This is a genomic window from Rossellomorea sp. GCM10028870 (assembly GCF_042666755.1).
Classification (GTDB): Bacteria; Bacillota; Bacilli; order Bacillales; family Bacillaceae_B; genus Rossellomorea.
In genome coordinates this window covers 402,364-417,157 of the sequence record NZ_JBHTGN010000001.1, presented here as the reverse complement: position 1 = coordinate 417,157, position 14,794 = coordinate 402,364, and the positions used below count along the sequence as shown (strand labels likewise).

Genomic DNA, 14,794 nt, shown 5'->3' with positions numbered 1-14,794 from the left:
AATCCCTGTCTCACCCGGAGACAGGGATTTTCCTTTTATATCATTTTTATAGGAAACATTCAGGTCCATCCTTATAACTTGAATTGCCTGCTTAATTCCTTTAGTTGGTTGGATGCACTCAATAGCTTTTCTCCTACTTCATGGGTATTTCTAACCTTTTCGTGCTGCTCTTCAAAGGCAGCAAGCATCTGCTCAGTTCCTGTTAACGTTTCTTGTGAAACGGAAGAAAACGCCTCAGTCGAAGCTTCCACCTTAGGGAGAGATATTTTTAGATAGTTCAAATCTTCTTTCATATTTTGCAGATCCATGCTGACACCATCTATTTCATTTTTCAACAAATCAAACGATTCCCGTGTTTCAGTAGCTTCTGATACGTAGTACTGAAATTCTTTGAAAAATTGATCGAATTGCCTTGTAGCATTTAATGTGATTGACTCCATCGTAAGAATGGTTTCACTAATATTCTTAGTAGCATCTGATGATTGCTCCGCAAGCTTCTTGACTTCATTTGCCACCACCGCAAACCCACGACCGGATTCACCCGCCCTTGCGGCTTCAATCGTGGCATTGAGGGCAAGGAGTTTCGTTTGTTCGGCAATTTGATGAATCAATGAAATCACGGTGACGATGGAGGATGATTGTTCATGGACTTCTTGAATGATCTTATTCATTTGCTTGAAGTCCCCGGATACCCTGTTCAACCCCCCAACCATTTTATCAACTTTGTACTCCCCTTCACCCGCAGATTCATTCATATCCTTTGTTTTTTCAAAGACGGTATTCATTTTCACAAATATGGATTTTACAGTCACATTCATTTCTAGGAAGTGGTTGACACTTACTTCGGAAGTACCTGCCGTTTCTTCTGCTCCCGCTTTCACCATTCGTACCGTTTCTACCATATACTCATTTTCTTTCAATAGTTCAGATGAAGAGGATTGAAGCTGCATCCCTGTAGAAGCTAAACTGTCTGTTGTTTGATGAATATTATGTATTAAGTCTTTCATTTTCACTACCATCGAATCAAAACTTTTCTGAAGGGAAACGATTTCCGGCATCGTCGTTTCGACTGGGATGTTGGCAGCCAGATCACCATCTCTTATTTTCTTCATCGATTCGCGCAATTGAGCGATCGGGGGAGTCAACCGGTTCACAAATAACAAGACAATGATAAAGGCAATCCCAGCGCTAAGCCCAATCATACCCAGTGTATAGGCAGCCATTGACCGAATGTCTTGCATATACTCTTCCTGAGGGACAACGATCACATACTCTCCTTGCAACTCTTGAATTGAATGGAAAGCCACCGTATAGGTTTCCCCTTTGATGGTTGTTTCGATGGTCCCTTTTTCAAGTTCTTCGATTTCATCTATAAGAGGTTTCCCAAATTGTAATTCAGAACCTTTACTAACTGAAGAGGGTACAGCTTTAGAATCTTTAATAAAATAGAATTGTGCTTCTATATTATCCTGGGTCAATGCCGTATCCTGTTTTTTGATTACATCATTCAGCTTTTTCTCAAACTGTTCCTGTTCACCGATATAAATGAGCATCAAGCTTTGTGCAATTTCACTCATCGAGGTCACTTCACGATCCAAGCGCTGTTCCATCAGATGAATGGTAGCCTGTTTGGACTTTAAATAAGATATACATCCAATTGTTGAGCCAGTAATGGTAACCAGCAGAAAAATGACTATGAATAATCGTTTCTTTAAGGTTAAGATCTTGAAAAACGGAAGTACCCTTTTCTCATTTGGAACCATTTTTATCTGTTGTGGCCATTTCCTTAAGAAGTTTATTATTTTCGACAAAATTATACACCCTTCCCTAATCATTCCATCTTTCATTTTCTCAAAGAAAGATGAAGGAACTGTAAAGGTGTCGTAAAGGTTTATTGAATTTCAGGACTATAGACCCCTTTTCTGCGCTTGGCGAGAAACATAAATAACAATAAGTTGATTAGTGAAAAAGCGAAGGTGATCGAATACATCTCCACCATATTGTCTTTCCAAAGACTGTAAGCAATGGGTCCGAGTGCAACCCCACCGAACCTCACAGCTCCATAAATACTGACAATAAGTCCCCTTTCGTGTTCCGATACACTCCCCGTAATAAAGGCATTAATGACAGGCAGCATCAAGCCTAATCCACCAAAGCTTACCGTAATAAAGAACATTAAAAACCCCAATGATGAAAAAAAGATCAGAAAGCCTAATGGGACTGACATCATTAATAGTCCACATTTCATATACGTCCATCCCAGTTCCTCATCCGTCTTTAGCCTCCCCCCACACCAGTAAGAGCTAATGGTCATCGCACCAAGAGGAAAGATGAACGTAAACCCTTTAAAAAAACCATCAATATGAAAAGTATTTTCAATATGGTAGGAAAGAAAGAAGAGAATGCCGAATAATAAAAATAAGCCTATTCCTCCCATTGTATAAAGAGGGAATAACAGGCGCCATTTTGTTATAAAGATGGAGTAATGGGCTTTTTTATTTGGGTTATGGTGCCTCGTTTCAATCGTTTCCCTAAGTCCGATTAATATCACTACGCACAATAAAGGAAATACCCAAAATGAATGATTCCAATGGACAAGGATAGCCAGTGTGGCTCCGGTGATGGGTGCGACTACCTTTCCTATCCCATTAAACACTTCTAACGAGCCTAACATCCTCGAGCGTTCCTGCCCCTGGAAGATGTCACCGATCAATGCCATGGCCAGAGGTGTAGTCCCAGCCGCCCCCACACCTTGTAATCCTCGGCCAATCATGAAAAGCCTGACGTTTCCATTTACTTCTCCGCTTACAACACAAAGCACACTTCCCAGAATCATTATCCATAATGAAACGATGATTAATCGTTTTCTTCCATAACGATCAGACAACATTCCAACGAAAGGAATCACCAGTGTAGCAGGGATGGTGAATGAACTTAGGATAAAACCAGACCAGCTGCTGTTTAAATGTAAATCCGCTTCAATACTTGGAAGAATGGGAATAAGCATGGAATTACCAAGTACCATTAATATGGGAAGTAGCCCGATTACCAGTTGGAGAACCTTATTTGTCATGACGCGTCACCCCTTCATTATTCGATTCACTCTAACAATATGGGAGGAAGGTATGTATGAAACGAATGGCTATATTCTTTGGTATTATCATTCTTCTTTATAGCGTTTATTATGATTTAAATAAGGGAACCTTAAGGCTCCTCTATAATGAAGCCACAGTTGCAACTGCCCAGCCACAAGTGAATCAAACGTCTTCCCCCGCTCCTCTGGAATCTCCTTCTGAAGAAGATCCCTCTTCCATTTCGTATGTTGAAATGGAAGTCAAGCCCGGTGACACAGTCTTAAGTCTAGTAGAAGACCTTCTTGATGGTTCTATGCCTGTTTCCATTGAACGTGTGATTACCGATTTCGAAGAATTAAATGATGTGCCGCCTGCAAAGATCCAAATCGGGAAAACCTATAAGATCCCGAATTATCAATAATCCAAGCATTCAAAAAACACCTATTTCTTGTCATTTCACACAAAACACTGTTACAATAGCTTCGTATTACTTATAATGAAACTTTGAGAACCTTTCTAAAGGAGCGAATTACACTTGAGTGAAATTATACATCGTTCAAAAACACGTCCGGTCAAAGTCGGAGATTTAACTATTGGCGGTAACAATGAACTTGTTATCCAAAGTATGACCACTACAAAGACACATGATGTTGAAGCAACGGTAAAAGAGATTCACCGTCTCGAAGAAGCAGGTTGTCAGGTTGTCCGCGTAGCTTGTCCAGATGAACGTGCAGCAGACGCAATAGCTGATATTAAGAAGCAAATCAACATTCCACTTGTTGTCGATATACATTTTGACTATAAACTAGCCTTAAAGGCCATTGAAGGCGGAGCCGATAAAATCCGAATCAATCCAGGGAATATCGGTCGCCGTGAAAAAGTGGAGGCAGTTGTCAAAGCAGCGAAAGAAAAAGGGATTCCGATTCGTATCGGGGTAAATGCCGGAAGCTTGGAAAGAAAAATCCTTGAAAAGTACGGATACCCAACGGCTGATGGTATGGTAGAAAGTGCCCTTCATCACATCAAGATCCTGGAAGACCTGGATTTTCACGACATTATCGTGTCCATGAAAGCATCTGATGTGAATTTAGCCATCGAAGCCTACACGAAAGCAGCTAAAGCTTTTGACTACCCACTTCACCTCGGAATCACTGAATCAGGCACATTGTTTGCTGGAACGGTGAAGAGTGCAGCAGGTCTTGGTGCGATCCTTAGCCTTGGCATTGGTAATACACTGCGTATTTCCTTAAGTGCTGACCCAGTGGAAGAAGTTAAAGTAGCCAGAGAACTTTTAAAGTCGTTTGGATTAGCATCAAATGCTGCTACCTTAATTTCGTGTCCGACATGCGGCCGTATCGAAATCGACTTAATTTCAATCGCCAATGAAGTGGAGGAGTACATCTCCACCATTAAAGCACCGATTAAAGTGGCTGTCCTTGGATGTGCAGTAAATGGACCGGGCGAAGCCAGAGAAGCCGATATCGGTATTGCCGGGGCTCGTGGGGAAGGACTACTATTCCGAAAAGGAAAGACCGTCCGTAAAGTTCCTGAAGAGACAATGGTTGAGGAATTAAAGAAGGAAATCGACAAAATCGCAGAAGAATATTTTGCACAGCAAGAAGCAGAAAAGAAAGAACAAGAAGAACAAGAAGTTTAAATGCATGTAAAGAGGACTGACCTTTGATCAGTCCTCTTTTTTCATTTCTTGAAACGCTCCCAATTTCAAGAAAAAGTGTTATTTTTAAAAGAACGGCAGTACAAATAATCCGATAATTATCGATACGGCCCCAATTCCGATGGCCCAGGCACCGAGCATTTCTGCTCCTCTTCTTCTTGCCACAAATCCAAGTACAATCCCAGCAGCCCCCATGATTACAGGGAGAATGAATAAGGAAAGAATGGATAGGGCAAGTGCAGAGTAACCCAATACACGACCTGATGTTGTCGTATCTTCGGCGGTATCCTCTTCAAAGTCGCGGCTTACACTCATTGGAGCAGCAATTTCTGCTGCTGTCTCTTCACGGTATTCTTTACTCACATCTGTTTCCGGATTGTCGTAATACACGTCGATATCTTGTAGATTTCGATCAACGCTGTTTAATTCGCGTCGTTCATCACTCATACAGCAATCCCTCACTTTCTGTGTTTGGGAGCCTTCTTATTGTGTGTCACTCCGCTTTTTTTACTATGCTAATGTTTGTCATTTTTGTTAGCTTACTTTCATTTTTGTAAGCATTCATAACTTTTGAAAGGGTTCTTTCTGCATAAATTTTATTGTTTCTTCATATGGTCTGCCTGAGCTCTGTCAATCATCGTATGGAACATAATTCTCCTCTATTAAAAATAATTTCAATCACTACTCACCATAAATGAGGTTATTTGCTAATTTTTGATGTTATTTATTTTTCAAGGATACATGCTCAAATAGTTGATTGGAGTGTAAGGTGCTCGACTCCTGCGGGAATAGCGGGAATGTTGAGACCCCGCAGGGCGAAAGCCCGAGGAGGCTCAACTCACGCCCCGCGGAAAGCGAGCACCTGGAGCGGAAATCAACTACTACTTTCTTCTTTAAGACAGCAACAGACTTTAAGAAAAGAACCTTTTGAAAACGTCGTTTATCTACTGGTCAGAAATGTGATAAACTTGAAGGAGTTTTTATAAAGAGGAGCATGATGAAGAATGAAACGTTTTGGAATCGATATTGATGGGACAGTTACATCACCTGAATCCTTACTGCCTCACATAAATGAATATTTTAAATTAAATTTAACCTTACAAGACATCACCCAATACGAATTGACAGAAGTTCTGGATATTTCTCCTCAAACCTTTGGAAAATGGTTTAAGGAAGCAGAACCTGTCATCTACAAAGAATCTCCCCTTGCTCCCGGTGCAAAAAAAATATTGGATCAATGGAAAGAAAAACATGAACTTTATTTTATAAGCGCAAGAAGATCAGACCTAATTCAATTAACGAAAGAATGGTTTAGTTCACAAGATTTAATGTACCATCACATCGAATTAATTGGCTCCCATGATAAAATTTCAACAGCGAAAAAACATGAAGTCGATATTTTCTTTGAAGATAAACATGATAATGCCGTATCGATTTCTGAAGAATTGTCAATCCCTGTTCTGTTATTCAACACACCTTACAATCAAAAGCCGATCCCTGATGGAGTCATTCGCGTAAATGACTGGCATGAAGCAAACACCTGGGTTCAAGGCTGGCTTCAAAATCAATCGTAGAAAAAGCCTCTGACATAAGAGGCTTTTTCTATTACACATTAAATAAGGATTTAAAGCGTTCCACGCGCTTTCTGTTCACTTTGAAATCATAATAGCCAAAACGGGAACCTGACTTAATATGTAGAAGATTCGTGTTTTCATCAATATAAAGTTCCAGGTCATCCTTGAATTTCAACCACTTTGAAGTAAAAACCGCTTGTACATAATGTGATTTCTCTTCCTTGATCTCTACATGATCGAACTTCCCCAGGGTGCTGTGGATTTTCGCCTTCGTATCCTTTACGCTTCCATTTATGGGAAGTGGTGCTATTCGATGATATGATGTGAGATCAATTGTGCTCACACAGTTTTTTTTATTCGTTGGGCAGTGAGTAAAAGGCACTGGTTCCATGGCTGCATCTCCTCTCAATTTCTTCCGTATAAATGCATTTTTTCCCTCTTTTACCTTCACTTAAACTATGAACATTTTAAAGAAAAAGAGACCCTAAAAGGATCTCTCTACTGACATTGAGGACATTTACCATATATTTCGAATTTATGACCGGATATATCATACCCTGTATCCGTTAAATTTTCTTTTAATGCTTCCATGGGACATGTATGAATTTCTTTCGTTTTTCCACAATCCATACAAATGAAATGATGGTGATGGTGATGGCTTTCACATGTAAACCGAAAATGTCTTTCACCTGAGAGTTCAGTCTCTTCCAAGATCTCAAGTTCAACAAACAAGCTCAAATTACGGTAGATTGTATCAAAACTGAGCCCCGGATAATCAGCTTTCATATTTTCCAAAACATCCCTGGCCGTCAAATATTTATTAGAGCTGGAAAACAGTTCAAGTAATTGCTCCCGTTTTCCTGTATGCTTATATCCTTTTGATTTTAACAGGTCCATTGCTTCCGTTACATTCAATTTCTACACCTCAACTTTAGAAGAATGACTCGACGTTCTTATTTTCTTAATCACAATTGTAATGAGAAGGATTAAAATCGCCGTCATGACAATCGTACCACCTGGTGCAAGATTCAAATAGAAGGCACTGATTAATCCAACAATAACAGAAATTTCACCAAATAACAGTGAAAACCCGATCGTTTGCTTAAATCCATTGGCAATCCTGATACTTGCTGCAACCGGTAATGTCATAAGAGACGAAACCAGCAGGATCCCTACGATGCGCATAGAAGCGGCAATCACAAGTGCCACCATGACCATAAAGATAAAGTGGATCGCCTTAGCTGGGATTCCTGACGCCTTTGCATGATCTTCATCAAAGGATAGAAGAAACAATTCTTTATATAGCAGAAAGATCACGCCAATGACAAGAACGCTGATCCCTCCAATCAAATACAAGTCTCCTCTGCTGACTGCGCTGACACTTCCAAACAAATAACTAAATAAATCTGTATTAAAACCGTCTGCGAGTGAAATGAAAATGACCCCTATCCCGATTCCTCCAGATAGGATGATCGGAATCGCAAGCTCCTGATAATGCTTATATAACATACGTAAACGTTCAATAAACAAGGAGCCCATGACTGAGAATACCATTCCAAAATACAGGGGATTCAAACCCGAAAAAGCAGGTATCGTTTTACTTAAATACAGGCTCGCTGCAATACCTGACAGAGTGACGTGACTCAAGGCATCCGCAATTAAAGATAGCCTCCTTACGACGATGAATGCTCCTAATAAGGGGGCGATGATTCCAATGAGGATCCCCGTAAGAAATGCATTTTGTAAAAATTCATATTGAAAAATAGCTTGAAGCATTGTCTTCCCTCCAATCGATCATGAATGATGATGTTCATGCTCATGATTTAAAAAATGTACATCATGACCATAAAAAGAGGAAAGCTGATTTTCTTTTAGCTTTTCAAACTCTTCTGTTTTGCCATGGAAATGTAAATGTTTATTTAGACAAGCGACATGGGTCACTTTATTCGAAATCGATCCTATGTCATGAGTGACAAGAACGAGTGTAATACCTAAATCTTTATTTAACGTTTCTAACATATCATAGAAGTTTTGGACGTTTTGACTGTCCACTCCCACTGTCGGTTCATCAAGAATCAATATATCAGGCTGGCTTACGAGCGCCCGGGCAATGAACACCCTTTGCTGTTGTCCTCCTGATAATTCCCCAATATTACGTTTAGCGAATGGACTCATCCCAACCGATTCAATGGCTCCATACACATCTTGTTTGTATTTAGATGAAATCCTCTTGAACAAACCTGCTTTTTTCGCTAATCCGCTCGCCACCACCTCATAAACCGTGGCTGGAAAACCTGTATTGAAGCTATTGGCCTTCTGGGATACAAATCCTATGCGGTCCCATTGTTTGAACTTTTGCTGGGGGACTCCAAATAACTCAATATTCCCTTGTTTCACTCGTAACAGGCCCAGAACAAGCTTTAGTAAGGTCGATTTACCTGAACCATTAGGTCCGACGATTCCAAGGAATGCCCCTCTGGGAATGGTTAGGTTAATATCTTCGAGCACTCTTTCCCGCTCATACCTGAAATTTACATCTTCTATTTTAATGATAGGATTTGTAGTATCCATTTTTATCATCTCTCTTTATAAGAATCATTACGATTTAAAAGTACATAGGGTAGTATACATGATGGGTGCACAATTGTAAATGTTCATGCCTTGATACCAAATTAAAAGGACTGCTCAATTTGAGTGAGCAGTCCTTTACTCCAATGCTGCATTAATGTATGGCAGACTTAAATCGTGCACCCTTTGTTTCCTGTGTACTCATAATCGTTATGAAGGCATTGGGATCTACATCGGAAACGATGGATTTCAACTTTGTTACTTCAAGTCTGGTGACCACGACATAAATGACCTCTTTATCATTATCTGTGTATCCTCCACGACCCTTTAACATCGTTGTTCCCCTGCCCAGTCTCTTTAATATTGCGTCGGATACATCCAGGTAATGGTCAGAAACAATGATAACGGCCTTCGTTTCATCCATTCCCTGAATCACCGTATCAATCGTCTTAAAGGCAATATAGTAGGTCATAACGGAATACATCGCTTCTTCTAGTCCGAAGACAAATGCTGCCCAGGCGAAAATGAAAATATTGATGAACATAACAAACTCCCCCACTGAAAACGGAAGCTTCTTCGTTAAAAGGATACCAAGGATTTCAGTTCCATCCAGAGATCCACCATGACGTATCACAAGGCCAACCCCCACTCCAAGGGTCAATCCACCGAAAACAGTGGCTAACACTTTCTCTGTTACAAACGGGTCAATATGGTGTAAAAGGCTTTCGATACCTGCCAGTGCGATAATGGCAAACAGAGATGAAACGACAAAGGTTTTCCCGATATGTTTATACCCGTAATACATGAAAGGGAGATTGAGGAAAACGAGCAGGGTTGCAAAGCTTACAAATGGAATGGTGTCTGAAACTAAATAATCCAATATCAGCGAAACACCAATAATCCCACCATCGATGATATTATTTGGAACAAGGAATAACTCAATGGATATAGCAGCCAAGGCTGCTCCAATCGTAATAAAAATCAATCGGTAAATAAAATGAAGGGGACTTTCTTTTTTATGTACTCTTTGGGTCATCGGTCATCGTCAATTCCTTTCCTTTCACTTTATTTTCTTATAAAAATGTCACTTTCTGATCAGGAGTTACATATGTATCTGTTGAGGAGTGATAAACATGAAGCTATTACAAAATGTGATTAATCACAAAATCAACAACATTACAAATGAAGAATTATTAAAGTACGCCAAACAATATAACATTTCATTGACGTCCCAAGAGGCAACAAGCATCGTCGCAAGTGTTAAAGGAAAGAACATCAATATTTTTGATGACAAGAAACGCAGTAAATTGGTGAAGGACTTGGCCAGGATCATAGGTCCCACTAAGGCGAAGGAGATCAACCAACTCTTTTTGCAGCTCATCAGATAGTAAAAGAAGAGGAGGCGTCCCTATTGATGAGAGATGACCTCCTCTATTGCCTTTTTATTGATTCAGTATCTTCGTTAATACATCTTCTTCGAATGTTTGATTACGAAGCATATCAATTTCGAACTTGTAAGGAGGTTTTTTATTTTTTTTATCTTCTCCTACATACGGTGTTTCCAGAATCTTAGGTATTTCTTTCAGCTGTGGATGATGAACGATATAGTTCAGTGCTTTAAATCCAATATGTCCGAATCCTAGATTTTCATGGCGATCTTTACTGGCTCCACGTTCATTCTTACTATCATTAATGTGCAGAACCTTTAAGCGATCAATCCCGACAATCTTATCGAATTCTTCCAAGACTCCATCGAAATCTTCCACAATATTATATCCTGCATCATGGGTGTGACAAGTATCGAAGCAAACAGAAAGGCGGTCATTCAGTTCTACTCCATTGATGATTTGAGCTAATTCCTCAAACGATCTTCCACATTCAGAACCCTTCCCTGCCATTGTTTCCAAAGCAATTTGCACTTTATGGTCTTTTGTTAACACTTCATTCAGACCTTCTATGATCTTATCGATTCCCTTATCTGCTCCTGCACCTACGTGAGCACCGGGGTGAAGCACAATCTGCCCCGCTCCCAGAGCTTCTGTGCGCTCGATTTCAGAACGGAGGAAATTGACACCTAATTCAAATGTAGCAGGGTTCGTCGTATTTCCTATGTTGATGATATAGGGAGCATGAACAACGATGTCCTCTATCCCATTTTCTTTCATGTGAGCGATTCCCGCTTCAATATTTAAGTCTTCGATTTTTTTTCTTCTCGTATTTTGAGGGGCACCTGTATAAATCATAAAAGTATTCGCTCCATAAGAAACGGCTTCTTCACTGGAGGCTAATAGCATTTTTTTACCACTCATTGAAACATGGGATCCAATCTTAACCATTCTTCTCAACTCCTAAGAAAATCTCTCTATATTGTATCGAATGTGTACAAATGAATCACGTTAAAACACTTATTTGCTTCTGTTTTTCTTTCTTCTCTCACGTTTCTTGATTTGATCCATTTTGTATTTCATTTTCTTTTTATAGCCCGGCTTGACTGTTTTCGGTTTTCGAACCATTGATTTCGCTTTTTCATCAATCTCATCAACATTCGTTTTTTGACGGTTCTTACGTTTGTTCAGGGGTGGTAGCTCAGACCATTCCCCTTTCTTAATATCTTGATGAGCAAAGCTGATTCCGAGCTTCTCCAGACGATTCAATGCATCTTCATCCGAAGGTGTATAAATGGTATAGGCAATCCCTGTATTACCTGCACGCGCTGTACGGCCGGAACGGTGAACATAGAAATCAAGATCTTGTGGCAGTTCAAAGTTAATGATATGACTTACACCTTCAATGTCGATCCCTCTTGCTGCTAAATCAGTCGCTACGATGTACTGATAATCCAGGTTCCTCGTTTGCTTCATCATTTTCTTACGCTCACGTGGAGAAAGGTCTCCGTGAATCCTTCCAACCTTTAATCCTTTAGCGATCAAAGCATCTGCCACTTCATCTGCTTTTTGTTTTGTATTAGTGAAAACGATACCTAAATATGGATTAATTTCCACTAAAATATTGTATAATAGGTTAATTTTATCGCGACTCTTAAGAGGGACGATCACATGTTGGATATTCTTTGCCGATAGCTGCTCGGGCTCGACATGTGCATATTGTGGATTTTCCATATACTTTTTCAAGAATGGTTTCAGTTTCTCTGGAATCGTCGCAGAGAATACAAGCATTTGTAATTTTTCAGGCATCTTAGCGGCAATCTGATCCACATCTTCAATGAATCCCATATCAAGCATCAGATCCGCTTCATCAATCACCAATATACTGGCAGTATGAACAAATAAGGCTTGATCTTTCACTAAATCATTGATTCGGCCCGGAGTACCAACCACAATATGAGGCTGGGTTTTTAATTTCTCAATCGTTCTCTGCTTGTCCGTTCCACCAATAAAGCAACGGGAAACAATGTTGCTATCTTTCGTGATCTTCAATACTTCTTGATAAATCTGTTGTGCCAGTTCTCGGGTTGGAGCAGTGATCACTGCTTGTACCTGTTCAGAATCTGCAGTCACCTTCTCAATGATCGGCAATAGATATGAATGTGTTTTTCCCGTTCCTGTCTGAGATTGACCAATCGCACTTTGCCCTTTTAATATCAGGGGGATCATTTTCTTTTGAATTTCTGTTGGTTCGTAGAAACCCAGTTCTTCTACTGCTTCATTAATGAAGGACTGGAATCCAAATTGTAGAAATAAATTATTTTTCATTCTTTACATCTCCTTTTTTCAAAATATCCTTTTATTTACGCTATTATCGGGATGAATGCCAAGTCGAACACATCATCACCATAGATATATATTTTACGGATCACTTTATCATCGCGAGTGATTTTATCTTAACGTTAGCAAGCGTCATATTTAAAGAACATCTAACCATTATAATATTTTTTTGGCAAAACATCTAGTTCATACTTATTTTAATTTGAGATGATAGTGTATCAATACCCTTTTTTCACCTATTGCATACTCTATACTGACGAGGAATTTATTCGAATGAAAGGAGGCTGTCATTATGCCGCCTAGAAGAATGAGGAATCAGGGCCAGGATTTGCGAAATCCTTTCGGAATGAGACAGCAGCGGGGAGTCAATGGGTTCGGAATGCAGCAGCCTGGAAGAAATAGATTTGGAATGGGGCAGACGCAGCCACCTCCGTTTCAATTTGGAGGACAACGTCAAAATCAGGGCCTCAATATGGGATTCAATCAGAGGGGAAGAAGCCGAGGGCCAGGAAAAGGTGGTCTATTATCTAAGCTTCTTAAAAAGGGTGATCATCAGAATTCCGGCGGAGGATTATTACAACAATTTTCCAGAGGAGATTCTTCTGCCAACACAACAGGCTTTGACCGATCTCCACAGGCAGCTGGCGGAATCCTACAAAGCCTCTTAAACCCAGGCAATGTGAATTCATTTTTATCCAATACACAGCAAATGCTCCAGACCGCTCAACAGCTGGGTCCGATGTTCCAACAATATGGTCCTATGGTGAAAAATATCCCTGCACTATGGAAGTTATATCGAGGATTCAAAGATATGTCTGCAGAAGATGTATCCGATGGTGGAAATAATGAAGACAAAAATGAGGATATCGACATCCCAGAAGTCGAATCCACCGTTAAGAAAAAAAAGAAGAAGAAACAACCCGTAGAAATTTCAGAGGATAGTGAAGATCTTGAAGATAACCAGACACCATCAAAGTTTAAATCAGGATCAAAACCCAAATTGTATATTTAAGAACGTGATCCCTAAAGGTACTGAATCACCTGTTTAGGGATTTTTCTATTTAACGCCAAATCAAAGGCATTTTGAGAGGGAAAGGTGCACATTATTATCGTTCTCTTTGTCAGGAAGACTGTTCTCCTTTATAATGAAGATAAAACCTTTTCTCATGTAGGAGGATATTCATAGATGGAAATTATTAAGATTACTCCGAGAGGCTATTGTTACGGTGTAGTAGACGCAATGGTCATTGCAAGAAACGCCGCGTTAGACAAATCGCTTCCTCGTCCAATTTATATTTTAGGCATGATTGTTCACAACAAGCATGTGACTGACGCATTCGAAGAAGACGGGATCATTACCCTGGATGGCAGCAACAGAAAAGAAATCATCGAGCAAGTCAATGAAGGAACGGTTATCTTCACCGCTCATGGAGTCTCTCCCGAAGTGAAAGAAATAGCCAAACAAAAAGGACTTGTCACACTGGACGCAACGTGTCCCGATGTAACGAAAACACATGATTTGATTCGCGCTAAAGAAGCCGAAGGTTACGACGTGATCTATATCGGTAAAAAAGGACATCCAGAACCTGAAGGAGCTGTCGGGGTTGCACCTGAGATCGTGCATCTCGTGGAAACAGCAGAAGATGTAGAGAAGCTTTCAATCGAAAACGAAAAAATCATTGTGACCAATCAAACGACGATGAGTCAATGGGATGTATTGGATACGATGGATAAAGTGAAGGAAATGTATCCTCACGTTGAACTGCATAAAGAAATCTGCCTGGCTACCCAGGTTCGACAAGAAGCAGTCGCTGAACAAGCTGGAGATGCAGATGTCCTTATCGTTGTTGGAGATCCTAAGAGTAATAACTCCAACCGCCTTGCTCAGGTATCAAAGGATATCGCAGGTACTCCTGCACATCGGATTTCCGACATTAGTGAATTGGATATCGAATGGATTAAAGATGCGGGCATCGTTGCTGTAACAGCCGGGGCATCCACTCCTACTCCAATCGTAAAAGAAGTCATTAAATTCCTTGAAGTATTTGATCCAAATGATGAATCCACTTGGACAAGAGAGCGAAATGTTCCATTAAATAAAATTCTCCCTAAAGTACGAAAAGCGAAATTGGGAACAAAATAAAGCGAAAGGCCCCTTAGGATTTCTAAGGGGCCTTT

At 40.1% G+C, this 14,794-nt stretch carries 16 protein-coding genes; 6 read left to right on the top strand and 10 right to left on the bottom strand.

Translation table 11 applies throughout. The features are described from left to right. Positions 1-71 precede the first annotated feature (71 nt). Both ACFQWC_RS02090 and ACFQWC_RS02085 read right to left on the bottom strand, forming a co-directional pair. The gene (locus ACFQWC_RS02090; protein WP_377105839.1) at positions 72-1,811 is read right to left on the bottom strand and encodes a methyl-accepting chemotaxis protein; all 1,740 of its coding nucleotides are present in this window, start codon (positions 1,809-1,811) and stop codon (positions 72-74) included. A gap of 80 nt (positions 1,812-1,891) precedes the next feature. After that, positions 1,892-3,073: an MFS transporter gene (locus tag ACFQWC_RS02085; RefSeq protein ID WP_377105837.1), complete on the bottom strand. Its 1,182-nt coding sequence runs from the start codon at positions 3,071-3,073 to the stop codon at positions 1,892-1,894. A gap of 56 nt (positions 3,074-3,129) precedes the next feature. Between ACFQWC_RS02085 and ACFQWC_RS02080 the strand changes: the two genes are divergently transcribed. Together ACFQWC_RS02080 and ispG are read left to right on the top strand one after the other, a co-directional pair. Continuing rightward, positions 3,130-3,495 carry a hypothetical protein gene (locus ACFQWC_RS02080; protein WP_299738439.1) on the top strand — a complete coding sequence of 122 codons (366 nt, stop codon included), beginning with the start codon at positions 3,130-3,132 and terminating at the stop codon, positions 3,493-3,495. A gap of 123 nt (positions 3,496-3,618) precedes the next feature. Further along, positions 3,619-4,731, top strand: a complete 1,113-nt coding sequence (ispG, locus tag ACFQWC_RS02075; protein ID WP_299739614.1) for a flavodoxin-dependent (E)-4-hydroxy-3-methylbut-2-enyl-diphosphate synthase — start codon at positions 3,619-3,621, stop codon at positions 4,729-4,731. Positions 4,732-4,815: 84 nt separating this feature from the next. On the opposite strand, the gene ACFQWC_RS02070 is transcribed toward ispG, so the two are convergent. Beyond that, positions 4,816-5,196 (bottom strand): DUF4190 domain-containing protein, encoded by a 381-nt coding sequence (locus ACFQWC_RS02070; RefSeq protein ID WP_299738441.1) that lies wholly within the window; start codon positions 5,194-5,196, stop codon positions 4,816-4,818. A 557-nt stretch (positions 5,197-5,753) separates the two neighbouring features. On the opposite strand from ACFQWC_RS02070, the gene ACFQWC_RS02065 reads away from it, so the two are divergent. Beyond that, positions 5,754-6,323 (top strand): hypothetical protein, encoded by a 570-nt coding sequence (locus ACFQWC_RS02065; protein WP_299738443.1) that lies wholly within the window; start codon positions 5,754-5,756, stop codon positions 6,321-6,323. 31 nt (positions 6,324-6,354) lie between these two features. Here the strand turns inward: ACFQWC_RS02065 and ACFQWC_RS02060 are convergent, their stop codons facing one another. The 5 genes from ACFQWC_RS02060 to ACFQWC_RS02040 form a co-directional block, all read right to left on the bottom strand. Then, on the bottom strand, positions 6,355-6,714 hold the full coding sequence (locus ACFQWC_RS02060) for a DUF1499 domain-containing protein (RefSeq protein WP_299738444.1): 360 nt from the start codon (positions 6,712-6,714) through the stop codon (positions 6,355-6,357). 107 nt (positions 6,715-6,821) lie between these two features. Next, positions 6,822-7,238: a Fur family transcriptional regulator gene (locus tag ACFQWC_RS02055; RefSeq protein WP_044339634.1), complete on the bottom strand. Its 417-nt coding sequence runs from the start codon at positions 7,236-7,238 to the stop codon at positions 6,822-6,824. A 3-nt stretch (positions 7,239-7,241) separates the two neighbouring features. Then, positions 7,242-8,099: a metal ABC transporter permease gene (locus tag ACFQWC_RS02050; protein WP_299738448.1), complete on the bottom strand. Its 858-nt coding sequence runs from the start codon at positions 8,097-8,099 to the stop codon at positions 7,242-7,244. An 18-nt stretch (positions 8,100-8,117) separates the two neighbouring features. Beyond that, complete coding sequence (locus ACFQWC_RS02045; protein ID WP_341356600.1) at positions 8,118-8,894, bottom strand: metal ABC transporter ATP-binding protein; 777 nt, start codon at positions 8,892-8,894, stop codon at positions 8,118-8,120. A 151-nt stretch (positions 8,895-9,045) separates the two neighbouring features. Then, a complete protein-coding gene (locus ACFQWC_RS02040) occupies positions 9,046-9,927 on the bottom strand; it encodes a YitT family protein (protein ID WP_377105833.1) in 882 nt (293 codons plus the stop codon). A gap of 97 nt (positions 9,928-10,024) precedes the next feature. On the opposite strand from ACFQWC_RS02040, the gene ACFQWC_RS02035 reads away from it, so the two are divergent. Beyond that, positions 10,025-10,279: a DUF2624 domain-containing protein gene (locus ACFQWC_RS02035; protein WP_299738453.1), complete on the top strand. Its 255-nt coding sequence runs from the start codon at positions 10,025-10,027 to the stop codon at positions 10,277-10,279. 54 nt (positions 10,280-10,333) lie between these two features. On the opposite strand, the gene ACFQWC_RS02030 is transcribed toward ACFQWC_RS02035, so the two are convergent. Both ACFQWC_RS02030 and ACFQWC_RS02025 read right to left on the bottom strand, forming a co-directional pair. Continuing rightward, the gene (locus ACFQWC_RS02030; RefSeq protein WP_299738455.1) at positions 10,334-11,227 is read right to left on the bottom strand and encodes a deoxyribonuclease IV; all 894 of its coding nucleotides are present in this window, start codon (positions 11,225-11,227) and stop codon (positions 10,334-10,336) included. A gap of 69 nt (positions 11,228-11,296) precedes the next feature. Further along, entirely contained in the window at positions 11,297-12,604 is a 1,308-nt protein-coding gene (locus ACFQWC_RS02025; protein WP_299738457.1) for a DEAD/DEAH box helicase, read from the bottom strand. A 304-nt stretch (positions 12,605-12,908) separates the two neighbouring features. Between ACFQWC_RS02025 and vrrA the strand changes: the two genes are divergently transcribed. Together vrrA and ACFQWC_RS02015 are read left to right on the top strand one after the other, a co-directional pair. Then, on the top strand, positions 12,909-13,628 hold the full coding sequence (vrrA, locus tag ACFQWC_RS02020) for a VrrA/YqfQ family protein (protein WP_377105830.1): 720 nt from the start codon (positions 12,909-12,911) through the stop codon (positions 13,626-13,628). Positions 13,629-13,802: 174 nt separating this feature from the next. Continuing rightward, positions 13,803-14,759, top strand: coding sequence for a 4-hydroxy-3-methylbut-2-enyl diphosphate reductase (locus tag ACFQWC_RS02015; protein WP_299738462.1), 957 nt, complete (start codon positions 13,803-13,805; stop codon positions 14,757-14,759). Positions 14,760-14,794: the final 35 nt, after the last annotated feature.